At 68.0% G+C, this 24,048-nt stretch carries 26 protein-coding genes and 1 tRNA gene; 11 read left to right on the top strand and 16 right to left on the bottom strand.

What is annotated here, in order from left to right; genetic code table 11:
* Together EV652_RS45540 and EV652_RS45535 are read right to left on the bottom strand one after the other, a co-directional pair.
* A complete protein-coding gene (locus EV652_RS45540) occupies positions 1-219 on the bottom strand; it encodes a hypothetical protein (RefSeq protein WP_242002195.1) in 219 nt (72 codons plus the stop codon).
* A complete protein-coding gene (locus EV652_RS45535) occupies positions 182-541 on the bottom strand; it encodes an MFS transporter (protein ID WP_242002194.1) in 360 nt (119 codons plus the stop codon). The genes EV652_RS45540 and EV652_RS45535 overlap by 38 nt, the downstream gene beginning before the upstream one ends.
* A 150-nt stretch (positions 542-691) precedes the next feature.
* Between EV652_RS45535 and EV652_RS35610 the strand changes: the two genes are divergently transcribed.
* Together EV652_RS35610 and EV652_RS35605 are read left to right on the top strand one after the other, a co-directional pair.
* Positions 692-1,174, top strand: a complete 483-nt coding sequence (locus EV652_RS35610) for a MarR family winged helix-turn-helix transcriptional regulator (RefSeq protein WP_132213785.1) — start codon at positions 692-694, stop codon at positions 1,172-1,174.
* A gap of 48 nt (positions 1,175-1,222) precedes the next feature.
* Positions 1,223-2,659: an MFS transporter gene (locus EV652_RS35605; RefSeq protein WP_242002193.1), complete on the top strand. Its 1,437-nt coding sequence runs from the start codon at positions 1,223-1,225 to the stop codon at positions 2,657-2,659.
* 242 nt (positions 2,660-2,901) lie between these two features.
* Here EV652_RS35605 and cobF read toward each other — a convergent pair whose 3' ends face one another.
* The 9 genes from cobF to EV652_RS35560 all read right to left on the bottom strand — a co-directional run bounded on the left by cobF (position 2,902) and on the right by EV652_RS35560 (position 9,633).
* Positions 2,902-3,669 carry a precorrin-6A synthase (deacetylating) gene (gene cobF, locus EV652_RS35600; protein WP_132213781.1) on the bottom strand — a complete coding sequence of 256 codons (768 nt, stop codon included), beginning with the start codon at positions 3,667-3,669 and terminating at the stop codon, positions 2,902-2,904.
* Positions 3,670-3,696: 27 nt separating this feature from the next.
* A complete protein-coding gene (gene frdD / locus EV652_RS35595; RefSeq protein WP_132213779.1) occupies positions 3,697-4,050 on the bottom strand; it encodes a fumarate reductase subunit FrdD in 354 nt (117 codons plus the stop codon).
* The gene (locus tag EV652_RS35590) at positions 4,047-4,427 is read right to left on the bottom strand and encodes a succinate dehydrogenase/fumarate reductase transmembrane subunit (RefSeq protein ID WP_132213777.1); all 381 of its coding nucleotides are present in this window, start codon (positions 4,425-4,427) and stop codon (positions 4,047-4,049) included. Before EV652_RS35590 ends, frdD begins: the two co-directional genes overlap by 4 nt.
* Entirely contained in the window at positions 4,424-5,167 is a 744-nt protein-coding gene (locus EV652_RS35585; protein WP_132213775.1) for a succinate dehydrogenase/fumarate reductase iron-sulfur subunit, read from the bottom strand. Before EV652_RS35585 ends, EV652_RS35590 begins: the two co-directional genes overlap by 4 nt.
* A 2-nt stretch (positions 5,168-5,169) precedes the next feature.
* Positions 5,170-6,909, bottom strand: a complete 1,740-nt coding sequence (gene frdA, locus EV652_RS35580; protein ID WP_132213773.1) for a fumarate reductase (quinol) flavoprotein subunit — start codon at positions 6,907-6,909, stop codon at positions 5,170-5,172.
* A gap of 92 nt (positions 6,910-7,001) precedes the next feature.
* On the bottom strand, positions 7,002-7,235 hold the full coding sequence (locus EV652_RS35575; protein WP_132213771.1) for a hypothetical protein: 234 nt from the start codon (positions 7,233-7,235) through the stop codon (positions 7,002-7,004).
* 145 nt (positions 7,236-7,380) lie between these two features.
* Positions 7,381-8,877 (bottom strand): glucose-6-phosphate dehydrogenase, encoded by a 1,497-nt coding sequence (zwf, locus tag EV652_RS35570; protein WP_132213769.1) that lies wholly within the window; start codon positions 8,875-8,877, stop codon positions 7,381-7,383.
* 51 nt (positions 8,878-8,928) lie between these two features.
* Positions 8,929-9,114, bottom strand: coding sequence for a phytanoyl-CoA dioxygenase family protein (locus EV652_RS35565; RefSeq protein ID WP_132213767.1), 186 nt, complete (start codon positions 9,112-9,114; stop codon positions 8,929-8,931).
* Between the two features lie 126 nt (positions 9,115-9,240).
* Positions 9,241-9,633 carry a VOC family protein gene (locus tag EV652_RS35560; RefSeq protein ID WP_132213765.1) on the bottom strand — a complete coding sequence of 131 codons (393 nt, stop codon included), beginning with the start codon at positions 9,631-9,633 and terminating at the stop codon, positions 9,241-9,243.
* Between the two features lie 148 nt (positions 9,634-9,781).
* On the opposite strand from EV652_RS35560, the gene EV652_RS35555 reads away from it, so the two are divergent.
* Complete coding sequence (locus tag EV652_RS35555) at positions 9,782-10,120, top strand: YciI family protein (protein WP_132213763.1); 339 nt, start codon at positions 9,782-9,784, stop codon at positions 10,118-10,120.
* Positions 10,117-11,295: an RNA polymerase sigma factor gene (locus EV652_RS35550; protein WP_132213761.1), complete on the top strand. Its 1,179-nt coding sequence runs from the start codon at positions 10,117-10,119 to the stop codon at positions 11,293-11,295. Before EV652_RS35555 ends, EV652_RS35550 begins: the two co-directional genes overlap by 4 nt.
* A 4-nt stretch (positions 11,296-11,299) precedes the next feature.
* Here the strand turns inward: EV652_RS35550 and EV652_RS35545 are convergent, their stop codons facing one another.
* Positions 11,300-12,526, bottom strand: a complete 1,227-nt coding sequence (locus tag EV652_RS35545) for a DUF6236 family protein (RefSeq protein WP_132213759.1) — start codon at positions 12,524-12,526, stop codon at positions 11,300-11,302.
* A 127-nt stretch (positions 12,527-12,653) separates the two neighbouring features.
* Here EV652_RS35545 and EV652_RS35540 point away from each other — a divergent pair, with 127 nt between their 5' ends.
* Positions 12,654-13,283, top strand: a complete 630-nt coding sequence (locus EV652_RS35540) for a maleylpyruvate isomerase family mycothiol-dependent enzyme (protein ID WP_132213757.1) — start codon at positions 12,654-12,656, stop codon at positions 13,281-13,283.
* Entirely contained in the window at positions 13,280-13,663 is a 384-nt protein-coding gene (locus tag EV652_RS35535; RefSeq protein WP_199238590.1) for a VOC family protein, read from the top strand. The genes EV652_RS35540 and EV652_RS35535 overlap by 4 nt, the downstream gene beginning before the upstream one ends.
* A gap of 3 nt (positions 13,664-13,666) precedes the next feature.
* Here EV652_RS35535 and EV652_RS35530 read toward each other — a convergent pair whose 3' ends face one another.
* From EV652_RS35530 to EV652_RS35515, 4 genes are all read right to left on the bottom strand, one after another.
* Positions 13,667-15,061 carry a carboxylesterase/lipase family protein gene (locus EV652_RS35530; protein WP_158441414.1) on the bottom strand — a complete coding sequence of 465 codons (1,395 nt, stop codon included), beginning with the start codon at positions 15,059-15,061 and terminating at the stop codon, positions 13,667-13,669.
* A 59-nt stretch (positions 15,062-15,120) separates the two neighbouring features.
* Positions 15,121-15,723, bottom strand: a complete 603-nt coding sequence (locus EV652_RS35525; RefSeq protein WP_132213753.1) for a dihydrofolate reductase family protein — start codon at positions 15,721-15,723, stop codon at positions 15,121-15,123.
* Positions 15,724-15,813: 90 nt separating this feature from the next.
* Positions 15,814-18,486, bottom strand: a complete 2,673-nt coding sequence (locus EV652_RS35520) for a helix-turn-helix transcriptional regulator (RefSeq protein WP_255512670.1) — start codon at positions 18,484-18,486, stop codon at positions 15,814-15,816.
* Between the two features lie 109 nt (positions 18,487-18,595).
* Positions 18,596-18,667, bottom strand: a tRNA-Arg gene (locus tag EV652_RS35515).
* Positions 18,668-18,861: 194 nt separating this feature from the next.
* On the opposite strand from EV652_RS35515, the gene EV652_RS35510 reads away from it, so the two are divergent.
* The 5 genes from EV652_RS35510 to EV652_RS35490 all read left to right on the top strand — a co-directional run bounded on the left by EV652_RS35510 (position 18,862) and on the right by EV652_RS35490 (position 24,045).
* Positions 18,862-19,047, top strand: coding sequence for a PspC domain-containing protein (locus tag EV652_RS35510; protein WP_132213749.1), 186 nt, complete (start codon positions 18,862-18,864; stop codon positions 19,045-19,047).
* A gap of 46 nt (positions 19,048-19,093) precedes the next feature.
* Entirely contained in the window at positions 19,094-19,624 is a 531-nt protein-coding gene (locus EV652_RS35505; RefSeq protein WP_132213747.1) for a hypothetical protein, read from the top strand.
* Between the two features lie 73 nt (positions 19,625-19,697).
* The gene (gene argS, locus EV652_RS35500; RefSeq protein ID WP_132213745.1) at positions 19,698-21,356 is read left to right on the top strand and encodes an arginine--tRNA ligase; all 1,659 of its coding nucleotides are present in this window, start codon (positions 19,698-19,700) and stop codon (positions 21,354-21,356) included.
* Positions 21,353-22,756, top strand: coding sequence for a diaminopimelate decarboxylase (lysA, locus tag EV652_RS35495; protein WP_132213743.1), 1,404 nt, complete (start codon positions 21,353-21,355; stop codon positions 22,754-22,756). Before argS ends, lysA begins: the two co-directional genes overlap by 4 nt.
* Positions 22,753-24,045 (top strand): homoserine dehydrogenase, encoded by a 1,293-nt coding sequence (locus tag EV652_RS35490; RefSeq protein WP_132213741.1) that lies wholly within the window; start codon positions 22,753-22,755, stop codon positions 24,043-24,045. The genes lysA and EV652_RS35490 overlap by 4 nt, the downstream gene beginning before the upstream one ends.
* Positions 24,046-24,048: the final 3 nt, after the last annotated feature.

Raw genomic sequence — 24,048 nt, 5'->3', positions numbered from 1 at the left:
CTACGTGCCCGGCTCCTGTTGTGCTCTGGACCACAGCAGCACGCGGGCCATCAGCAGCGCGCACACGCCGCCACACACCATCGCCACCGACACAGACCACGCGTCGACGACCAGTCCGCCGAGCAGCGCTCCAACGGACAGCATGGCTTGGAAGGAGGACGTGAACAGCACCGTGGCCGCCTCACGTGCGTGCGGGACGGCCCGGGCGAACCAGCTCATCGAGCACACCGGCACACCGCCGTACCCGAGACCCCACACCACGAGTAGGAGCGTTGCCCGCCAGGAGCGCCATCAACGCGCACAACATCACCCGCCGATCGAGTCGCGCGGTCAGCACTGTCACCACCGGCGCCGCAACCGCAGCCACCAGCCCCGGCATCGTCATCAACCACCCGGTCCGCCCCGCCGACAAGCCGAAACTGCTCCCCATCGGCCCGAGCAACCCCACCGGCAACATCTCCGCAGTAACAATCGAGAAGATCCCCAACGTCACCCCCACCACCCCCAACCACTCCCGAACCCGCACCACCGCAACCGTCATGCCCACCACTCCAGCCGCCCACCCACCCCCACACTCGCGACTTCGCGACCTCGCCCTACGCCGTCACCAGCACGTCGCATTCCCGCCACCCACTTATGATCCAGCACGGGATCATCTGTCACCGGATAATCCCGCGCTATCCTCACAAGCATGGCGAAAACTCCACCCCGCACGGTCCCTGACCTCACCGGTTACCTCACCCATGCCGGTCACGTCCTCGAGACCCAGCTGTCCGCCGCGCTGGCGGAGGTCGGGCTGACGCTGCGGATGCAGTGCGTCCTGCGGCATGCGCTCGAGGCGGAGCGGACGCAGATCCAGATCGCCGAACTGGCGTACATGGACAAGACGACCATGGTCGTCACCGTCGACGCGCTCGAGAAGGCCGGGTACGCCGAGCGCAAACCGTCCGCGACCGACCGCCGGGCCCGGATCATCGCCGTCACCGACGCCGGCGCCGCGATCGCCCAGGAGGGTCAGCGGATCGTCGACCGCGTACACGCCGAGGCCCTGGAGGTGCTCGCCGCCGCGCAACGCAAGCCGTTCGTCGAGGCGCTCCAGGAACTCGTCGACGGCCACCTGTCCACCCCGGTCGAGGCTCAGCCGGTACGACGGGCACGCCAGCGCGCAAGCTGATCCACTAAAAGATCGTCCGTTACGGAACTATCTGCTATGGTCGTTTTCATGACGACCGCCTCGGCAACCTCTCCAACGACGATCGACCGCACGGCCCCGAACCGGGTCAAAGCCTTGATCGTGCTGTGCGTGATGCAGTTGATGATCATCCTCGACGGGACCGTGGTGACGGTCGCGCTGCCGACGATTCAAGGCGACCTCGGCTTCTCCCAGGCCGGTCTCGCGTGGGTGATGAACTCGTACCTGATCGCCTTCGCCGGACTCCTGCTGCTGGCCGGCCGGATCGGTGACCTGATCGGCAGCAAGCGGGTCTTTCTCGCCGGCCTCGGCCTCTTCACCGCCGCGTCGCTCCTGTGCGGTGTTGCCACCAGTGCGGAGGTCCTGATCGCCGGGCGCTTCCTGCAAGGCGTCGGCGGTGCGCTGGCCTCTGCGGTGATCCTCGGCATGATCGTCGCTCTCTATCCGGCGCCGGGTGAGCAGGCCCGGGCGATGGGCTTCTACGGCTTCACCTCGGCCAGCGGCGCATCCATCGGCCTCATCCTCGGCGGCGTGATCACCCAGACGGTCGGCTGGCACTGGGCGTTCCTCATCAATGTCCCGATCGGTGTCGTCTCCCTGGTGCTCGCCGTACGGCTGCTGACGGGCGAGCGTGGTCTGGGTCTCGGCAAGGGCGCTGACGTCTTCGGTGCCGTCCTGGTGACCGCAGGCCTCTCCCTGGGCGTCTACACCATCGTCCAGACCGCCGAGCCACACGCGGAACTGCCGCGCACACTGGTCCCCGCGGCGATCTCGCTGCTCTTGCTGGCCGCCTTCGTACTCCGTCAGGCGCGCGCCACGAACCCGCTGCTCTCGCTGCACATCTTCCGCAACCGTCAGGTGAGCGTGTCCAACCTCGTGGTCATCCTGCTCTTCGCGGCCGGTTTCGGCTTCCAGTTCATGACTGCGCTCTACCTGCAGCGAGTGCTGGGCTACGACTCCCTGACCACCGGCCTGGCCTTCCTCCCGGCGCCCCTGATGGGAGCGGTGATGTCCCTGTTCGTCGCGCCGCGGCTGATCGTCCGCTTCGGCGGCCGCATCATGCTGCTGGCCGGACTCACCGCGTTCCTGCTGGCCCTGCTCTGGCTCAGCCAGGCTCCTGTCGATGGCTCATACGTCGTCAACGTCGCGCCAGTGCTCACGGTGATGGGTATCGGCGTCGGCGTAGGTATCCAGTCCGCCATCCTGCTGGCCATGTCCGGTGCAGCAGCGGGCGACGCCGGACTCGCCTCCGGCCTCAACAACACCGCCCAACAGGCCGGTGCGGCCGTCGGTACCGCCGTACTGGCGACGCTGGCCGCCTCCACCACGACCAGCCGGCTGAGCGAAGGTGCAGACACCGTACTGGCTCTCCGGGATGGCTACAGCGCGGCCTTCATCGCAGCAGCCGGCTTCGTCGTCGTAGCACTGATCCTCACCGCAACCCTGCTCCGCACACCGCAGAAGTGACCGCAGGCGCCCGGTCCTGTCGTTGCCGACACCTGAGCCTCGCCGACGGACGTTCCCCGCACCAGCCCAGCATCAGTCCGTACGACGTCCTGGGCCGCTTCTGCTGAAGCGCTGTTCACCACCAACCCAGCCGGCACAATCGCGAGCCCGACCGCCAACCGCAGTATCTTCTGCAATCTCGTCATGCCCAGCAGCCTCAGGCAGACCACGCGGCCGCCGCTTCGGCCTGACGGCCACCCCACCTACACCTTTGGTCTAGGCCTGCGCAGCAGATAGGTGTCCATGATCCAGCCCTTGCGATCTCGCGCCTCGGCGCGGACCTTCTCGATCTCGGCGGCGACCTCACGCAGTGGACCGGAGATCAGGATCTCGTCCGGCGTACCGAGGTAAGCGCCCCAGTAGATGGTCGCGTCCTGATCGACGTGCTCCGTGAACGCGGTCTGACCGTCGAGCATCACGACGACATCGTCGACGTCGTCCGGCCACGCCTTCGCCAGCCGGCGCCCGGTGGTGATCTGGATCGGCCGGCCGACCTGGTTCAGCCCGACCCGATGCCGCGCCGCCAGCGTCGACACACTGCTGATTCCCGGGATCACCTCGACCTCGAACGCCAACTCACCCCGCGCCAGGATGTCGTCCAGGATCGCCAATGTGCTGTCGTACAGCGAAGGGTCGCCCCAGACCAGGAACGCACCCACCTGGTCCTCACCGAGTTCCGACGCGATCATGCTCGCGCACACATCGGCCCGGCGCCGCCGCCAGTCGTCCACGGCTTCGACGTACGCACTGGTGGTCCGGTCCCGCTCGGGATCGCGGCCGACGACGACCCGGTAGTCCTTGTCCTTGGCGTACCGGCGCAGGATCTCCTCGCGCAGGTCGACCAGTTCCTGCTTGACCTCGCCCTTGTCGAGCACGAAGAACACGTCGACCCGGTTCAGTGCCGACACGGCCTGCATCGTCACCTGTTCCGGATCGCCCGCGCCGACGCCGATCACCACGATCTCCCGCATGCCGCAGACCCTACGTCAGCGGCCGCTTCAGACCGTCAGCAGGAGTGCGGCGGCGATCACGGTTCCGACCACGGCGCCGCCGTAACACAGCACCACGATCGGTACGGCGTATCGCTTCAGTTGCAACCCGTCGTACAGGGTGAAGCGGAAGCGGTGCGCCCAGTGGAACAGCGCCAAGGCGCACAGGCCGAACAGCACCAGTCGTGTGAACGGATTCCGCAGTATGGCGAACACATGCGAGTGATCCGGCGGCGACAGCAGGTCCAACGGAAACGCGATGCCGAACAGGAAGAGCAGGACTGGCACCATCAGCGCGACGACCATGCCGCCGGAGCTGAACAGCATCCACAGCAGGGGTTCGGGCGCGGGCCGGCGGCTCATCGCAGTACCAGCCAGGCGACGATTGCCGAGAGCACCAACCAGGCCAGGTAGTGCGCGGCAACGACCTGAGTCGGTGGCAGGCGATGCCCGCGGAGGCGGATGACCATCGCCCGCGGCGCCAGGCCGAACCACGTGATCGCGTGCAACAGGATGAAGAGCATCGAGATCACGTTGATCGCGACGACCCACCACTGGCCGCTCCAGTCGAGGAAGTCCTGGTACGACGCCGCGCCGTCGCTGATCGCATTCACCAGCAGAAGCAGATACACCACGAACCACGCGACGAAGACGCAGCTCAGCTCACGCAGTACGAACAACAAGTAGGACCGGCGTTCGAGCCACCAGAACAGAGCCAGCGGCCGCTGGTAGGTGCTCATCGCCGGCTCCGCGGCATCAGCAGGTCCTTGATCGACTGCGTCGCCGCGGTCAGCTTGTACCGCTGGATCGCGCCCGCCGGGTCCACCCCCTTCGGGCACGCCGCGCTGCACTCACCGACGAACGTGCAGGCCCAGATGCCTTCCGGCGACGACAGGACCTCGCGACGCTCGTCGGCCCCCTCGTCCCGCGAGTCGAGGTTGTACCGCTGGGCCAGCGCGATCGCCGCCGGCCCGATGAACTCCGGTTCGAGGCTGTACACCGGGCAGGCCGAATAGCAGAGCATGCAGTTGATGCACATGCTGAACTGCTTGTACTCGTCCAGTTCCTCCGGCGTCTGCAGGTACTCGCCTTCCTCGACCGGACTGTGCACCTCCCGGATCAACCATGGCTTGACCTTCGGCAGCTTGGTCATGAAGTCGTCGATGTCGATGACCAGGTCGCGGATCACCGGGAAGTTGCGCAACGGCTCGACCCGCACCGGACCGGGTGCGTAGTCGGTGAGGAAGGTCGCGCAACTGAGCTGCGGTTCGCCGTTCACGGTCATTCCGCAGCTGCCGCAGATCCCCATCCGGCACGACCAGCGGAACGACAACGTGCCGTCCAGATGGTCCTTGATGTACGACAGGCCGTCGAGAACGGCCCAGTGCTCGCGCAGCGGCACCTGGTAGGACTGCATCACCGGTTCCGACTCCAGTTCGGGCCGGTAGCGCGCGACCTCGAGGGTGATCTCGTCTGCCATTCCTACCTCCCGTAGACCCGTTCTCCTGGTGGCCATCGGGTGATCGTCACCGGCAGGTACGTGATGCGGCTCGATCCGTCCGGCTCACGATGTACCAGCGAATGCGCCAGGTACCGCTCGTCGTCACGGGCGGGGAAGTCGGTGCGCTGGTGTGCTCCGCGCGACTCCTCCCGCTGCAGCGCGCAGGCGATGATGCTCTCGGCAACGTCCAGCATGAACCCGAGTTCGAGCAGTGCGATCAGCTCGGTGTTGAAGTTGGTGCTGTGATCGTCGATCGCCGCATGGGCGAACCGCAGTTGCAGCTCTTTCAACTGGTCGGCGGCCTTCGCCAGCGAGTCGCGGTCGCGATAGATCCCGGCGCCGTTCTCCATCGTGGTCTGCATCTCGGTGCGGATGTCGGCGATCCGTTCGTGCCCGTCGGCGTGCCGGGACAGTTCCTCCGTCAGCCGTCGTACCTCGTCCCGCCCCTGCGCCTCGATCGACTTGGGTACGACGTTCCGGTACCGGGCGGCGAACACGGCCGCGGCCCGGCCGGCCCGGTTGCCGAAGACCAGACACTCCGGCAACGAGTTCGAACCCAGCCGGTTCGCGCCGTTGATGCTGACGCAGGCGACCTCGCCGGCGGCGTACAGACCGTCGAGTGACGTCGCCCCGCGGATGTCGGTGTGGATGCCGCCCATCATGTAGTGCACGACCGGCCGGACCGGCACGAGTTCCTTGACCGGGTCGATGTTCTGGTACTTCGAACACAGCTCGCGGACGAACGGCAGCTTCGCGTCGATCAGCTTCGCGCCCAGATGCCGCAGGTCCAGGTTCACGATCGGCCCGTACGGCGTATCGATCGTGTTCCCCTTGTCCATCTCGTGCACGAACGCCTGCGACAACCGGTCTCGCGGGCCGAGTTCCATGCTGCGCAGGACCGGTGTCGGCGACGGCGTACCGAGGTCGTAGTCCTGCAGGTAGCGGTAGCCGTCCTTGTTGAGCAGCCAGCCGCCTTCCGCCCGGGCCGCCTCGGTGATGAGGATGCCGGTGAACGGCAGGCCGGTCGGGTGGTACTGGACGAACTCCATGTCCTTGAGCGCCGCACCGGCCCGGTAGGCGAGCGCCATGCCGTCGCCGGTCTTGATGTTGGCGTTCGTGGTGAACGGATAGACCCGGCCGCATCCGCCGGTGCACACGATCACCGCGCTGGCGGTGATGGTCTCGATTCGGCCGGTGGCGAGTTCGATCGCGACAACGCCGTACGCGCGTCCGTCGTCTTCCAGGATCTTGGTGACGTACCACTCGTCGTACCGGACGATGTCGGTGTACGAGAGCGCGGTCTGGAACAGCGTGTGCAGCAGGTGGAACCCGGTCCGGTCGGCGGCGAACCAGGTGCGCATCTTCTTCATGCCACCGAACGCCCGGACGGCGATCCGCCCGTCCGGCTGCCGGCTCCACGGGCACCCCCAGTGCTCGAGCCGGAGCAACTCGCGCGGCGCCTCGGCGACGAACGCCTCGACCGCGTCCTGGTCGGACAACCAGTCGCTGCCGGAGACGGTGTCGTACGCGTGCTCGTCCAGCGTGTCGTCGTCCGCGGCAACGGCCGCAGCGCCGCCCTCCGCGGACACCGTGTGACTGCGCATCGGATAGACCTTCGAAACGACCGCCACCCGCAACGCCGGATTGGTCTCCGCCACCGCGATGGCAGCCCGCAACCCCGCGCCGCCGCCCCCGATCACCACGACGTCGTGAAAGGTCATCCGTGTCCTCGCTTCGCTCCGGGCACGGATGAGGCACGTGCTGGGTTGTGCTTTCTGGTGACCGCGCTCCGCTCGCTCACTGGCCGCCCCGTTCAGGCTTCGTGGTCGCCGCTGTGCTCGTCCATCAGGATCTTGCCGTCGTGGCGCACCGTCTGGATCCGCACACTGCCGTCATGAAACTCGTGCCGGATCCGCCGGCAGCCGCACGCGTAGCGCACGTCATCCATCCGGAAGCCCTCGAAGTCGTCCTCCTGGCTCCGGTCCGCGTCCCCGACCCGCCCGCACGGCGCCCGCTCCGCCGTCATGTGCGTTCTGGTCCCGGTCATTCGCCCACCTCCAGCCACCGCCAGATGTTTGTGACTCACATCACACCTAGATAGTGCGCCTACCGATCACCAGCGGCAACACCTCAAACCCCGCCCCGTGCGATGCGAGGGAGTGCAGCGGGCGTAGACGCGGCGTGGGACGAAACTAAGGCTTGGATTCGCGCCATTCTCGTTCGAAGGGGAGGCGCCAGGCTCGGGGGGCGATGAGTTGGTGGATGGCGTTGGGGCCCCAGGTGCCGGGTTGGTAGGGCTTCACCGGGGGCGGGTCGTCCAGGAGCATCGCGGATCGGTCCCACAGGGACTCGATGCCTTCGGCGGTGGTGAACAAGGTGTGGTCGCCGCGCATCGCGTCCAGGATCAGGCGTTCGTAGGCTTCCAGTACGTCGCCCGCGCGCTCCGTCTCCTGGGTCGAGAACTGCATCGACAGCTTCTCCAGCCGCATGCCCGGACCGGGGCGTTTGCCGTAGAAGGACAGCGAGACCCGGGACGAGTCGGCCAGGTCGAAGGTCAGGTGGTCGGGGCCTTGTGAGCCGACACCGGAGCCGGCCGGGAACATCGTCTTCGGTGCTTCCTTGAAGGCGATCGAGATGATCCGCATCCCCTCGGCCATCCGTTTGCCGGTGCGCAGGTAGAACGGCACGCCGGCCCAACGCCAGTTGTCGATCCCGACCTTCATCGCGATGAACGTCTCGGTGTCGGAGTCCGGCGCGACCCCGTCCTCGTTGCGATAGCCGCCGTACTGGCCGCGCACCACGTCGTCGGGATGGATCGGGAGCATGGAGCGGAAGACCTTGTTCTTCTCCTCCGAGATGGCCCGCGGTTCCAGGGCGGTCGGCGGCTCCATCGCGACGAACGACAGCACCTGGAGGACGTGGGTGACGACCATGTCCTTGAACGCGCCGGTCGGTTCGTAGAAGGTGGCCCGCTGGTCCAGGCCGAGCGACTCGGGGATGTCGATCTGCACGTGGTCGATGAAGTTGCGGTTCCAGATCGGCTCGAACAACCCGTTCGCGAACCGGAACGCGAGGATGTTCAGCGCCGCCTCCTTGCCGAGGAAGTGGTCGATCCGGAACACCTGCGACTCGTCGAAGGTCTCGTGCACGAAGTCGTTCAGCTTGATCGCGCTGGCCAGGTCGTCGCCGAACGGTTTCTCCATCACCACCCGGGCCCGGTCGACCAGGTCCGCGTCGCGCAGCATCGCGATCACCGCCTGCGCGGCCTTCGGTGGCACGGACAGGTAGTGCAGCCGGCGGGCGTCCGGCCCGAGCAGCGCCTCGGCCGCCTTGACCGCGGCCGCGAGCGCATCCGGGCCGGCGGTCACCGGCACGTACTCGAGTCGCTCGGCGAACTGCGCCCACTCCTCGTCGCTCATCCGGTGCGTCCCGAACGTCTCGACCGCCTCCCGCGCCCGGGCCCGGAACTCGTCCGAGGTGAGCTCCTCGGTCGCCGTACCGATGATGCGTACGTCGGGCGCGAACTTGGACTGCTGCAGATACGCCAGCCCCGGCAGCAGTTTGCGCTTGGCCAGATCCCCGGTCGCCCCGAACAGCACGATCACGTGCGGCGCGAGCGGTTGCGGATCCCGCCGCGACGGGCGCGACCCCGGCGCCGGATACGCAATGGTCTGAGTACGGTCAGGCATGCAGTCCTCCCGAGGACACCGGAGCCAACACCCGGAAGTCTAGGCCGCCGCTCACGCCGTACGACGTGATCCTTGTTCCAGTCTGATGATGTTCGTGGCCATCATCCGCGGCTGGTCGAGGCAGTTCGGCGCGGCCGTGTGGAACGTGTCGCAGTGCATGAAGAACACGTCACCGGCGCGGCCGGCCAGCTCGACCGCCCGCAGGGGTACGCCGTCCACCTCGAAACCGTCGACCATGTACCGCTGATCCGGTCGCCCCTGCCGTCACCGCTCCACAGTTCCCGCAGCCACGGATGGGCCGCGTTGGGCCGCGGTCAACATGCCTGCCACTGTGACTGTGGACCGCGGCCGTTCGCGAACGATTTAGCCGGTGGAGGCGGTCTGCCAGAGGCCGAGCAGGTTGCCCTCCGAGTCGGTGAAGTACGCCGCGAAGCCCATCTCACCGACCGCGAGCTTCTCGCCCACCGGCTTGCCGCCGAGCTGCTCGATCGTCTTCCAGCTGGCGTCGATGTCGTCCACGTCGATGGTCAGTACCGGCTTGTTGATCTCCCCGGCGGCGGCCCGGTCGAACATGCCACCGTTGACGTACCCGGGCTCGCTCGGCATGCCCTCGTCGGTCACTGGCCCGGTCGACACCATCGTGTACTGCAGGTCCGGCATCTCCTGGAGCTGCCACCCGAACGCCTCGGCATAGAACCTGCGCGCCCGCTCCCCGTCGTCGTACGGAATCTCGAAATGCACCACTCGTCCGGCCATCTCAACCTCCCCTTGAAATCCGGTCTGCCTCGACGCTAGGCCTGCTCCGGGTGGAAAGCGAGCAGAAACCCGCCGGCGCTTTACGGTGGGGGTGTCTGTTTTCGCCGGGGCTGTTCGTCGGTGGGGTGAGACTGTCTGGAGGAGGACCGTGAAGTACTTGCTGATGATCGCTGGTGACGAGACGGCCGAGGCGCATGCCAACGACGGGTGCGGCGGGTGGTCGGAGGAGATGGAGCAGCGCGGCGTGGTCGAGGGTGGGGCCGGGCTGCGACCGCCGTCGGAGGCGACGACGGTGCGGGTGCGGAACGACGAGTTGCTGCTGACCGACGGTCCGTTCGCGGAGACCAAGGAGCAGATCGGCGGGTTCGTGCTGATCAACTGTGCCGACCTGGACGAGGCCATCGAGATCGCGGCCAAGCATCCGGCGGCCGGCTACGGAACGATCGAGATCAGGCCGGTATTCGAGCCACCGCCGGGGGTTGGGTGACGTTCGAGCAGATCTACCGGCAGGAGTGGGGTCAGGTCGTCGCCACCCTGATCCGCCTGACCGGTGACTGGGAGCTGGCCGAGGAGTGCGCGCAGGAAGCGTTCGCGGCGGCCCTGCAACGTTGGCCGCAGGACGGCGTACCGGACAAACCCGGTGCCTGGCTGACCACCACCGCACGTAACAAGGCCGTCGACTGGTTGCGCCGGGAAGCCGTGGGCGCGGCCAAGCTGAAGGAGGTGGCTGTTTTGGGAGCTGAGCCTGACGAGGCGTACGACGTACCAGACGACCGGCTGCGGCTCATGTTCACCTGCTGCCACCCAGCCCTGGCGATCGAGGCGCGGGTGGCGTTGACACTGCGGACACTGGCCGGCCTCAGTACGGCGGAGATCGCACGCGCCTTCCTGGTCCCAGAGACCACCATGTCGAAGCGCCTCACCAGGGCCAAGCAGAAGATCCAGCACGCCGGCATCCCTTATCGAGTCCCGCCTGCGCATCTCCTGCCGGAGCGGACGCCCGCCGTACTGGCTGTGCTCTACCTGTTGTTCAACGAGGGGTACACGGATGTCGTCCGGACCAGTCTGAGCAGTGAGGCGATCAGACTGGCTCGTCTGCTCGTGCAACTGATGCCGGACGAGCCGGAGGCGGCCGGACTGCTGGCACTGATGCTGCTGCATGACTCACGCCGTGACACCCGGCTGAGCGCTGACGGCGTGCTGGTGACGTTGGAGGACCAGGACCGCACCCGCTGGGACAACGCAGTGATCACAGAAGGCGTAGACCTGCTCGACGACACTCTCCGACGCCGCTCACCCGGGCCTTACCAAGTGCAGGCCGCTATAGCCGCCTGCCACGCCTCTGCACGTACGGCGGCCGACACCGACTGGCCGCAGATCGCCGCACTGTACGGGCAGCTCAAGCAGACCCCAGTGGTCGCACTGAACCGTGCAGTTGCCATCGGCATGGCTGACGGCCCTGCTGTGGGACTCCGCCTCGTTGACGACCTAGCAGCGGGCCCACTGGCCGGCTACCACCTGCTCCCGGCGACTCGCGCCGACTTCCTCCGGCGACTCGGCCGGTACCCCGAGGCCGCGACGTCGTACCGCGAGGCGATAGAACTCGCCGCCACAGACGCCGAGCGCCGATACCTCGCTCGCCGCCTGGACGAGGTCGGCTAACGCGTCAACGCGACCGCGTGAGCTTCTGGACCTGCCGCATCGCTCGCTTGAGCACCGGGCCGGGATCCAGTTCGTCCTGCAGAAGCATGAGGTAGCTCACCGGCGACCTGTGCCGGGCTTCAGTCGCATGATGACGTGCGCCCCGTGCGATTCCCAGGATTCCCGCCGCGACCGCCGTACCACCGGCGATGGCCGGCTGCTGCGCGAACAGGCCGCCGGCCGCGAGTCCGGCGAGGGTGGGCAGTTCGTACTTGAAGGTCAGTGTGGTGGTCGCGGTGTCGATCTTCAGCCGATGCATCTCGTCGCGCAGCTGCCGGGCGGGCTCGAGTATTCGGCCTTGTGCCAGCTGCTCGACATAGGCGCGGAACACGGTGGAGTCCTGTACTGACCTGACATTTTCCTCGATCTCCACCGCGAGCGAGTCGACCACGTCGCGGAAGGCCAGGAACTGCGGCCCGAAACGCTGACGCAGCTCGATGATCCTGCCGACGGGTATCCGATCGATATCGCGGGGGACGACGGCCTTGATCGCGATCATCCCGATCATTTCCGAGATGTTGGACCGATCGACGCCGTACTCCCGGTAATCTTCCTCGAGCTCTGCCGCGTCCGCATCGCCGTCTGGTTCGTAGCTCGGTAGCAACAGGCTGCGCATCCGCCGCCGCGTCCAACCGGCCCCGACGGCATAGACGTCCCGGTCGTCGGTGATCGGTTGCAACCGGTTCCCCACGGCGACGTCCTCGGCCAGAGCCGACATGTAGACGCGGGCCAGGTCGGGATGCATCAGCAGGCTCTCGCCGCCGTCGATCGCGAGATCGTTCTGTACCAGAACGCCCCGAAGCTGGAGCGCGACCTTGAAATTCGAGATCTGGGCGACACGATGTGGACCGTCCCACGGTTCGTAGCTGTCTCGATCCGAGACCTGCGGAGCCACGCGCCCCAGATTGCCGGTTTCCGCCAACCCGTACTGCCGGCGCAGCCAGGGGTGGTAGTCGTCGACGAACGAGAGAAACGTGGTGCACGCCCCGGCGTTTGTCGGGCGCGTCCGTTGCGGATCGATGTCGAGAACGAAGCCGAGTTCATCCCGCAGGGCGCGGACGGTGTCCGTGTCGTGCGTAACGTATCCCGGTGGGACGATGCGACCCATCCTGGTCCAATACAGCGCGGCGACCTTGATCCAACTGTCGGACGGAAAGTGGATTCGTGGGTGGTACATGCCGATCTCATGCATCTGTGATCTCCGGGGCAGCGCCAGGTCAGGCCACGGTCAGTCAACCATGCGTGCACCGACGGTGTCCGTACCCGAGTTGTCTGTTCCAGGCTTCTCCGTTCGTCGGTGAGACGAAAGGAGAACGCAGATGACTGACATCAGAGCCGCGGTTGCCGGGGAACGGACCGATCTCGCTGCGCTGCTGACCACATTGCCGGCCGAGGACTGGGACAAGCCGACGCTGTGTGAGGGCTGGCGGGTCCGTGAACTGGTTGCCCACATCACCATGCCGTACCGGCTGTCCATGCCCCGTTTCCTCCTGGGGATGATCAAGGCCCGAGGCAACTTCGACCGCCTGGCCGACCGCCAGGCCCGCCGGGACGCCACCGAGCTCTCCGCGTCCGAGCTGACCGAATGCCTGCGCCAGAACATCAACCACCCCTGGAAGCCACCGGGCGGCGGCTACGAAGGCGCCCTGTCCCACGACGTTATCCACGGCCTCGACATCACCGTTGCTCTAGGCATCGACCGTCAGGTGCCCGCGGACCGCCTGCGCCACATCCTGGCCGACATGAAGCCCCGCCAACTCAAGTACTTCGGCGTCGACCTCACCGGCATCCAACTCCGCGCCACCGACCTCGACTGGACCCACGGCACCGGCGAGGTCCTGTCCGGCAAGGCCCAGGACCTCCTCCTCGTCCTCTGCGGCCGAATCCTCCCGGCCGGTCACCTGACCGGCGACCCCGCGACCCGCTTCACGAAGGAGCCTGTCCGATGATCATCAGTCTGCCCATTGAGGACCGCCCCCGCTCGTACGCCTTCTACCAGGAGGCCTTCGGCTTCGCCCCCATCGGCGAGCTGGCCGAGGACGGCGTACCGGAACCACTCCAGTTCGCCCTGACCGACGACGTACGGCTGATGCTCATCCCCACCGGCGGCTTCGGCTGGGTGCTCGGCGATCATCCGGCAGCACCCCGCGGCACCAGCGAATGCATCCTCTCCGTCCCGTTGGAATCCGAAGCCGCCGTCGACGCCCTCTTCACCCGAGCCGTCACCGCCGGGGCCACACCGATCGGCAAACCCACGCGTCGCCCGTGGGCCTACATCGGCACCCTCACCGACCCCGACGGCCACGTCTGGATGCTCGAAACGACCTGACGGTCAGCGGGGGAGCCCCTGCCAGAAGTCGCAGTGGTGGTTGGCGGCGTACGGCGTGGGCGCGATGCCGGTCGTGGAGAGGCCGAGCACTGTGCCGGATCGGTTGAAGGCAGGCCAGTGGGGCCGGTCGGAGCCGTTGGGGTTGCCAGTACGGGCGAACGCCGTCCAGTAGCCGATCATCGTCGCGGAGAGGCGCTGCTGTTCGGTGGTGAGAGGCGGGTACGGGTTCTGGGGCATGTTGACGGTCCAGAGGTACGGCAGGTCCTGGCTGTGGTAGGCGCCGAGCGGGAAACCGTCGGGCAGGACACGGCCGCTGTCCTCGGCGAACTCGTAGGCGTAGACCGGTTGGCGGACGGCAGCGGCCTGGGCCGTGCGCAGTACCGGACAGGCACCGATGAAGCCGCCCCAGTCGCTGAGCGCCGTCGCCAGTGCCAGAGCCGGGCTCGTCTTGACCGGGTACTTCGCCAGTACGGCGTCCGCCTGGGAACCGAACGTTTGGACCATCATGGCGCGGTACTGCTCCGCGGTGAGCGACGACTGACGCGAGACGAACCCGCGCATCTCGTCTGCGGTACCACCGATCAGGAGCGGTACTCGGGCTGCGGTGCCGTTCCGCAGCGCGTCACCCGGTTGCTGAGGCAGTACCGACGTACCGGCCGTCGGGCCCCAAGGACGTTCGCCGCTGCGGCCGTTCACTGGGAACAGACCACCGAGGACCGCGAGCACTCTGGACGGTGGACGCTCGCGCAGGCAGGCGGCGACGTCAGGTGCTGTGGTGCAACCGAGTTCCTCGGTCGCTTGGGCTCCAAAGGCTCGTGCCTCGGCCCGTGTGGGCACACGGTTCTCGCAAGCACCGCTCTGGGTGATGGCACGGTGGAAGAGGCGGTGTGCGGATGGTGAAGCGAGGAGAGCGCACACCGATCGCGCACCGGCGGACTGACCGGCCAAGGTGACGTTGCCGGCGTCTCCACCGAAGCTGGCGGCGTTACGTCGTACCCACTGCAGGGCGGCAGCCTGGTCCATCAGACCGTAGTTCCCCTGGCCGAGCGCGGGGGAGGAGAGGTAGCCGAGTGCTCCGAGACGGTAGTTGACCGTGACAACCATCAGCCGGCCCGAGGTGGCCAGCTTGGCGCCGTCGTACTCCTGCGCCGCTCCGGCCACGAAGCCGCCGCCCGGCAACCACACCAGCACCGGGAGCCGTTCACCCGGCCGCACACCGCGCGGCACCTTCACGTCGAGGTACAGGCAGTCCTCGGCACCCAGCGCACCCGCCTGGTCGACCGCGGCGACTTCTACCCCCGCCTGGAGCAACTCGGCTACGCCCAGTTGGCCCTCTACGTGGACGCTGCCGAGCTGGACACCATCCGCGACGGCATCAACGCCCTCCTGAAGCCCCACCTCCAGCAGGCCCCGGGAAAGGACCGAGTCGTCCTTTCCCTCATCGCCCTCCCCGACGACTAGCTGCTCTTCACGACGTCGTACAGGAGGTGGGTCACGCGGTCGCCTTGGACGACCTGAGAGGGGTTGGCCAACAGGATCGGGTCGGCCAGGGGACCGGTCGCGAAGAACGGACGGCCCGAACCGAACACCGTCGGGACGAGATTGATGACGACCTGGTCGATCAGGCCGAGCGCCAAGGCCTGTCCGCCGATCTGGCCGGCGCCCACGTCGACGACTCGGTCACCGGCGAACTCCTGTGCGGCGGCGATCGCCTCCTTGACGCCGTTGACGAAGGTGAACGGCGCCGTGTCGGCGTACTCCCAGTTCTTCGGTGGTTCGTGGGTGACCACGAAGACGTGCTCACCGGCGGCCGGCTTGCCGTCCCAGCCATTGGTCATGTCGAAGAGGCGCCGGCCGATGACGTTGGCCGCCATGCCCTTGTAGAGGTCGCGCATGAAGTCGGCCGATGCCTGGGTGGTCTGGACCTTGTCGTCGCTGCCCTCGAAGGACCAGCTGACGTTCCCGTTGCCCAGCCAGTCGAACAGCGGCCCGATCCCGTCGTTGTCATCGGCCATATAGCCGTCCAGCGAGACAATGGCGCCCATGATCGTCTTGCCCATCAGATTCTCCTTCCGCTACCGCGTCGTGCCATTGAGGCTACGAGCCCGGTAGGGCGGTCCGAATCTGTCAAATGACTGGCGTCGGTACGGTCACGGATTCAGTCGGGCGAGCTGTGAGCGCCGGCTGACGCCCAGCTTGGGATACGCCTTGTACAGGTGATGACCGATCGTGCGCGGGCTGAGGAACAGCTCGGCCGCGATCTCGCGGTTGCTCATTCCCTGGGCGGCCCGGCGGACGACCTGCAACTCCTGCGGAGTGAGCTGGCCGACACCCTCGACCGCCACCTGCGGGGCCGGAATGGTCTCACCGAGGGCGGTGAGCTCTGTTCGGACGCGTTGTTGCCAGCCATGCGCCCCGATCCGCTCGAACGCGTCGAAGGCTTCGATCAGCTGGGCCCGGGCAGCTGTCCGACGGCGATTCCGTCGCAGCCATTCGCCGAACGCGAGCCGAGTGCGGGCGCGATCGTAGGGTCCACATCCGTCGAGACGGAGGGCCGCCTCGAACGCATCAGCTCCGTCGGCGACAAGGGCCTCGCAGCGCAGCACCAGTCCACGAGCAACCGGGGTCCCCGCGTACGTCGCCCACTCGATCAACCGGGGCAGGTGTCGTCGCGCCCGGTCGTAGTCACCCGTGCGTACGGCGGCCTCGACGTGGTCGGGAATCGCTCGCATCGTCAGATCGCGCCCGGCCGAGCCGTCGCACAGCGGCTCCAGTCGGTCGAGTGCGGCGGCCGGGTCGCCGGCCGTGAGGTCAGTCAAGGCGCAGGCCCAGGTCGCCAGCCCCCACGCGACCCGATGGGACCTGGTGTCGCCGAGCACCAGCTCGGACTGCTTCTGGACGGCCTCGACGTCACCGCGGACCGCGGCGAGCCAGACCGAGATCGAGGTGAGCACCACGACCTGCAGGTCCTGGCCGAGATCAGTGGCCAGCTCGATCGCTTCGGCGACGTTCGCCGCGGCGTCCTGGAACCGGCCGGTGACCAGCTGGGCCAGTGCGAGCGCCTCCTGCCCGTACGGCAACCAGCCGAGCGCGCCCTGTCCGCGCAGCGTGGCGACGTGGTCCTCGAGCAGGGCAAGGGCAGCGTCGTCGTCACCGATCAGCAGGCCCGCGAACCCGGCCATCAGCAGCTCGACCGTTGCGTCCACCTGCCCGGCCTGGGCGGCCGCCAGCAATGCCCGCAACGGCGGAACCCCGGCTTCAGCGCGTCCCTGCAGTAGTTCTGTCAGACCGGCCAAGGCGTCGATCATCACCGGTGGACCGCCCTGGACGAGCTTCAGTTGCCCGGCGCAACGACGTAGCAGCTCGGGATCGGCCGCATCGCGTGCGCACCAGGTCGCCTCGGTCAGGATGGACGCCGCGCGGTCCGGGTCGGCCGACAGGATCGGCGTCGCGGCATCGAGAGAGAGCCCACACGCAGCAGCGGGGGAGTGGCGCTCGTACGCCACCTGCGCCTGGATCCAGGCGGCCTCAGCCTGCTCGCCGGGATCCGTCGTCACAGTGCGCCCAGCCTCGGCCAGCTGTGCCGCACGATCGAGCTGACCCGCGTCGTAGGCCGCCCGGGCGGCTCCGACCAGGCGCCTGGCTCGGTCCGCCCGGTCGCCGCTCAGGTCCGCGGCCCGTTCCAGCGCCCGGGTGGCCGCTGCCGGACCACCACGGTCGAACGCGCGTCCGGCCGCGCGTTCGAGCTCCGCGGCGGCTGCGTTGTCGATGCCGTTGGCGGCGGCTGCGAGGTGCCACGCACGCCGATCGGCATCCCGCGGGTCGGTCAGCGACGCCGCCAGCGCCGCATGCACGGCGACGCGTCGTGCGAACGTGGCGTCCTGGTAGACCGCTGCCCGGATCAACGGATGCCGGAAGGCGACTGCGTGTGAGGTCACTCGGATGAGGCGACCGTGCTCGGCCGGCTCGAGATCCGCGGCATCCAGGCCCAGCCGCGCCGCCGCGGCCGAGAACGACCCGAGCTCCGAGGTCTGGTCCGCGGCCGCGACCAGCAACGCCAGTCTGGTGTCCTCAGGCAGTGCGCGAACCTGCAGACGGAAGTGTTCCTCCAACCGGCCGGCGGCCGGCAGCGGGCCAACCGGTGCGGGGGAGTCAGTCGTGCCGTCGCTGGCGGCAAGCTCCAGGATGGCCAGCGGATTCCCCTCGGACTCCGCGAGCACACGTTCGGCCACCTCGTGCGGCAATGCACGTACGTCGGCCAGCAGGCGGGCGGACTCGGTCTTGTCCAGGCGTTGGAGGGTGATGCTGTCCACCCCGGCCGCGGGGAACGGCCGGTCACCATCGCGGGCCACGAAGATGATCGCGATCGGATCGGTGTGGAGACGCCGTACCGCGAACAACAGCGCGTCGATCGACGACCGGTCGAACCAGTGCGCGTCGTCGATCAGGCACAGCAGCGGCTGCTCCTCGGCCAGATCGGACAGCAGGGTCACGATGGCCGCACCCACCGACAGGCGCTCGCCCGCCGAGGTGCCGATGCCGAACGCGGCTCGCAACGCCTGAGCCTGTGGGCCGGGTAACGCGTCGAACCGGTCGGAGAACCGGGCCAGCATCACCTGAAGACCGGCGAACGGAATCTCGGCCTCGGATTCGATCCCGGCCACCCGAAGCACCCGCAGACCGTCGGCACTGTCGGCCGCATGGTCGAGCAACGCCGTCTTGCCGATCCCGGCCTCGCCACGCACCACCAGCGAACGGCATCGCCCACCCCTGGCCTCGTCGATCACCCGAGTCACCCGTGACCGTTCAACCGACCGCCCCACCAACACCCCCGCAGCGTATCCCGCCGACGGGTACCAGAGGCCCCCACAAAACACCGCGAGCGATCCACGTCCGCGCTGTCAGCGGACAAGGATCGCTCGATTGATCGCGCGCCCCCGGCAGGATTCGAACCTGCGCACCCGCCTCCGGAGGGCGGTGCTCTATCCCCTGAGCTACGGGGGCTCAGGAACGTGCAGAACAGTAGCAGGAAACTTACGCGGATCGGGAATCGGGTCGCGGTGCGTCGGGTGGGTACCGGAGGTGCGGGCGGGGGACACCCTGACGGGACCCTGGAACCCCGGTGCGGCGGGATCGCGTCCGGCCAGGACGGCGTCATAGTGGTTGTAAGCCCATCAGCTGAAAGGAAATCGGTACCCATGGCTAGCACTCTGGTCCGCCCGTCCAGCGGTCGTTGGATCGGCGGTGTCTGTGCCGGACTGGCTCGCCGGTTCGGCATCTCCGCGAACACGATGCGGCTCATCTTCGTCATCAGCTGCCTGCTGCCCGGCCCGCAGATCCTCATCTACATCGTGCTCTGGATCCTGATGCCGTCGGAGCGCTGACCCCCGGCGACCGCCCGCCCGGCCACGGCATGACAATCTGCTCCTCATGAGAGCAGGCAGGTGGCGCCGGGCGGGTGCGACGGCAGCCGCTCTGCTCCTCGTCAGCAGTCTGATCGGCGGCTGTCAGGTAGGTCCCGCGCCGCCTGGTCCGGCCGAGCTCCGGACCGGGCCGCCGCCGTGGGACGCGCCTCGTGATGCGGTCTCGTACATCGACAAGGCCGGTTTCGAGCGACTCCCGCTCGACTTCTCCGGCCCCTCGCCGTACACGCTGAACCTCTCAGTCATGGTCGACGGCGCCGCGATCCAGATCCCCGCCGGGATCGGCGTCGACCGTGTCCGCGCCGAGCAGGCCGCCGTACACACGCACACCACCGACGGCCTCGTCTACGTCGAGGCAAAGACGACCGCCGAACGCCCCACACTCGCCCAGTTCTTCACCCTCTGGGGCATTCGGTACGACGCCAAGTGCCTGGGCGACGCGTGTACGGCCCTGACCGTCACCCTCGACGGCAAACCGGCCGCCTGGGATACGCCGCTGAGCCCTAAATCCCGCATCCAGGTGACGGCTCGCCACTGACCGTGACCGCGGTGCGTACCGGGCTGTGGATGGTGAGTCAAGAGTTTCGGGGCGTGGCCATTAGGCTGATCCGGTGACCCCGGAACAGCTCGCTGAGAAGATCCTCCAGGCCCTGGCCGCGCTCGCCGACGACGGCACCATCACCGTCGAGGGCGGGCTGCCGCGCGAGCTGAAGGTCGAGCGACCCAAGAACCCCGAGCACGGGGACTACGCCACCAACGTCGCCATGCAGCTGGGCAAGCGGGCCGGGCTGAACCCGCGCCAGTTCGCCGAGCTGCTGGCCGGCAAGCTCCAGGACGACGACGCGATCACCGCGGTCGAGATCGCCGGACCGGGTTTCATCAACCTCCGGGTCGCGGCCGATGCCCAGGGCAAGGTCGCGCAGGCGATCGTCGACGCCGGCCCGGTCTACGGCCACACCGACACCCTGCACGGCCAGACGGTCAACCTGGAGTTCATCTCCGCCAACCCGACCGGCCCGCTGCACCTCGGTCACACCCGCTGGGCCGCCGTCGGTGACGCGCTCGCCCGGGTGCTCGCCGCGGCCGGCGCCAAGGTCACCCGCGAGTTCTACATCAACGACCGCGGCGCGCAGATGGAGAAGTTCGGCGCCAGCCTGCAGGCGGCCGCGCAGGGTCAGCCGATCCCCGAGGACGGCTACCACGGCGAGTACATCCTCGACCTCGCCAAGGAGATCGTCGCCGAGGTCCCCGGTATCACCGAGCTGCCGGAGGACGAGCAGGTCATCGCGTTCCGCGAGGCAGGCTACGAGCGCCAGCTCAAGGAGCAGCAGGCCCAGCTCGAGCACTTCCGGACCAAGTTCGACGTCTGGTTCTCCGAGCGCAGCCTGCACGAGCAGGACGGTGTCGGCCACGCGATCGAGAAGCTGCGCGAGCAGGGTCACCTGTACGACGCCGACGACGCGCTGTGGATGCGGACGACCGACTTCACCGACGACAAGGATCGCGTGCTGATCCGGACGAACGGCGAGCCGACGTACTTCGCCTCCGACGCGGCCTACTACGTGAACAAGCGCGAGCGCGGTTTCGACGTCTGTATCTACATGCTGGGCGCCGACCACCACGGGTACGTGAACCGGCTGAAGGCGATCGCGGCCTGTGCCGGTGACGACCCCGACCACAACATCGAGATCCTGATCGGTCAGCTGGTGAAGATCCTCAAGGGCGGCGAGGAGATGCGGCTGTCCAAGCGGGCCGGCACCATCGTCACGCTGGCCGAGCTGGTCGAGGAGGGCGGCGTCGACCCGCTCCGCTACACGCTCTGCCGCTACCCGGTGGACTCCCCGCTGACCCTGGACATCGAGGAGATGACCCGCCAGGTCAGCGAGAACCCGGTGTACTACGTCCAGTACGCCCACGCCCGGCTGGCCTCGATCCTGCGCAACGCCGACGAGCTCGGCATCAAGCTGGACGAGTTCGACCCGGGGGTGCTCAGCCACGAGCGCGAGGGTGACCTGCTCCGCGCGCTGGCCGAGTTCCCGCGCATCGTCGCCACCGCCGCCGAGCTGCGCGAGCCGCACCGGATCGCCCGCTATCTGGAGGACACCGCGTCGGCGTTCCACAAGTTCTACGACAGTTGCCGCGTGCTCCCGCGCGGCGACGAGGAGGTGGAGCCGGTGCACAAGGCTCGCCTGACCCTGGTCGGTGCGACCAGGACCGTACTCGCCAACGGGCTGGACCTGCTCGGCGTCTCCGCTCCGGAGCGGATGTGAGGGCGCACGAGGCGGGCACGCTGCACGCGGACATCGGCCACCGCGCCCCGTCCTGGCTGCGCGCACCCCGCGACGTCAACGACCTGGTCCCGCAGCTGTGGTCGTCCACGGCCAAGAAGACCGCCGAGGGTTCGCTGGTCATCGGCGGTGTCGACGCCCGTGACCTGGTCGCCGAGCACGGCAGCCCGGCGTACGTGCTGGACGAGGACGACTTCCGGGCCCGCGCCCGCGCGTTCAAGCACGCCTTCAAGGACTTCGACGTCTACTACGCCGGCAAGGCGTTCCTCTGTACGACGATCGTCCGCTGGGTGATGGAGGAGGGGCTGAACCTCGACATCTGCAGCGGGGGAGAGCTGGCCGTCGCCCTCCGGGCCGGAGCCGATCCACAGCGACTCGGGTTCCACGGCAACAACAAGTCCGAGTCGGAGCTGGCTCGCGCGCTGGACGCAGGCGTCGGCCGGATCATCGTCGACTCGCTGTACGAGATCGACCGGCTGATCGAGCTGGCCCGCGAACGCGACACCGTCGCCCCGGTAATGGTCCGGGTGACCGCGGGCGTCGAGGCGCACACCCACGAGTACATCGCGACCGCGCACGAGGACCAGAAGTTCGGCTTCTCGATCACGTCCGGCGCGGCCTTCGAAGCCGTTGCCCGAGTCAACGAAGCGGCCGAGCTCGAGCTGCTCGGACTGCACTCGCACATCGGGTCGCAGATCTTCGACTCGTCCGGGTTCGAGGTGGCCGCCAAGCGTGTGATCGCCTTGCACGCAAGGGTTTCCGACGAGCTCGGCGTGGACATGCCGGAGCTCGACCTGGGCGGCGGTTTCGGCATCGCCTACACCACCCAGGACGACCCGTCCGACCCCGCGCAGCTCGCCACCGAGCTGGGCAAGATCGTCGAGCACGAGTGCCGCGCCTTCGACGTCGACGTGCCGAAGGTGTCGATCGAGCCCGGTCGCGCGATCGTCGGCCCGGCCGTCTGCACCGTCTACACGGTCGGCACGGTCAAGGAGGTCGAGCTCGACGCCGGCGCCTCCCGCACCTACATCTCCGTCGACGGCGGCATGAGCGACAACATCCGCACCGCGCTGTACGACGCCGACTACTCGTGCACGCTGGCCAACAGGTACTCCGATGCCGAGCCCACGCTGGCCCGGGTCGTCGGCAAGCACTGTGAATCCGGTGACATCGTGGTGAAGGACGAGTTCATCGCCTCCGACGTGCGGCCCGGCGACCTGGTCGCCGTACCCGGGACCGGTGCCTACTGCCGGTCGATGGCGAGCAACTACAACCACGTACCGCGGCCACCGGTGATCGCGGTCAAGGACGGTCACACGCGGATCGTCGTACGGCGCGAGACCGAAGACGACCTGCTTCTCCTCGACATGGGGGCCGAGTGAACGACAAAACCCTGAAGGTCGGCTTGCTGGGCTGTGGTGTGGTCGGGACCGAAGTGGTCCGGATCCTCACCGAGCAGGCCGACCACCTCGCCGCCCGCGTCGGTGCGCGCCTGGAGATCGCCGGGATCGCGGTACGACGGCCGGGCCGTGCGCGCGACATCGCCGTCGACCCCGCGCTGATCACCACCGACGCCCAGGCGCTGGTGAAGCGGGGCGACCTGGACATCGTCATCGAGGTGATCGGCGGGCTCGAACCCGCCCGCAGCCTGATCCTGACCGCGCTCGAGCACGGCGCCTCGGTGATCACGGCGAACAAGGCGCTGCTGGCCGAGGACGGCCCGACGCTGTTCGCCGCCGCGGAGAAGTACCAGCGCGACCTGTACTTCGAGGCCTCCGTCGCCGGGGCGATCCCGATCCTGCGGCCGCTGCGCGAGTCGCTCGCCGGTGACGACGTGACCAGGGTCATGGGCATCGTCAACGGCACCACGAACTACATCCTCGACAAGATGGACACCACCGGCGCCGGCTTCGACGAGGCGCTGGAGGAGGCCCAGGCGCTCGGGTACGCCGAGGCCGACCCGACCGCGGACATCGAGGGGTTCGACGCCGCCGCCAAGGCCGCGCTGCTGGCCAGTTTGGCCTTCCACACAAGGGTTTCCATCGCCGACGTCCACCGGGAGGGCATCACCGAGGTGTCCGCCACCGACATCGCCTCGGCCCGCGAGATGGGCTGTGTGGTGAAGTCGCTGGCGATCTGCGAACTGGACGAGGCGACCGACTCGGTGAGCGCCCGCGTGTACCCGGCGATGATCCCCGCAAGCCATCCGTTGGCCAGTGTGCGGGACGCGTACAACGCGGTCTTCGTGGAATCCAAAGCGGCCGGCCAGCTGATGTTCTATGGTCGTGGTGCCGGCGGCGCCCCGACGGCCAGTGCAGTCCTCGGGGATCTCGTGTCCGCCGCGCGCAACCGGCTCAAGGGTGTGCCGGGGGTCGGCGAGTCGTCGTACACCCAGCGGGCCGTGCGGCCGATGGGCGACGCGATGACCCGCTATCACGTGTCGCTGGACGTGGCCGACAAGGCCGGTGTGCTGGCGGCGGTGGCCCATGCCTTCGCGGAGCACGACGTGTCCATCCAGACCGTCCGCCAAGAGGGCCGGGGCAGCGACGCGCAGCTGGTGGTGGTCACCCACACCGCGACCGACGCCGCGTTGTCCGCGACCGTGGAGGCCCTGCGTGACATGGACATCGTTCGGGAAGTCAGCAGTGTGATGCGGGTAGAAGGCGAGTAACGA

The organism is Kribbella steppae (assembly GCF_004342025.1).
Lineage (GTDB): Bacteria > Actinomycetota > Actinomycetes > Propionibacteriales > Kribbellaceae > Kribbella > Kribbella steppae.
Note: the sequence above shows the minus strand (reverse complement) of the source record. Positions and strands in the feature narration are given on the sequence as shown.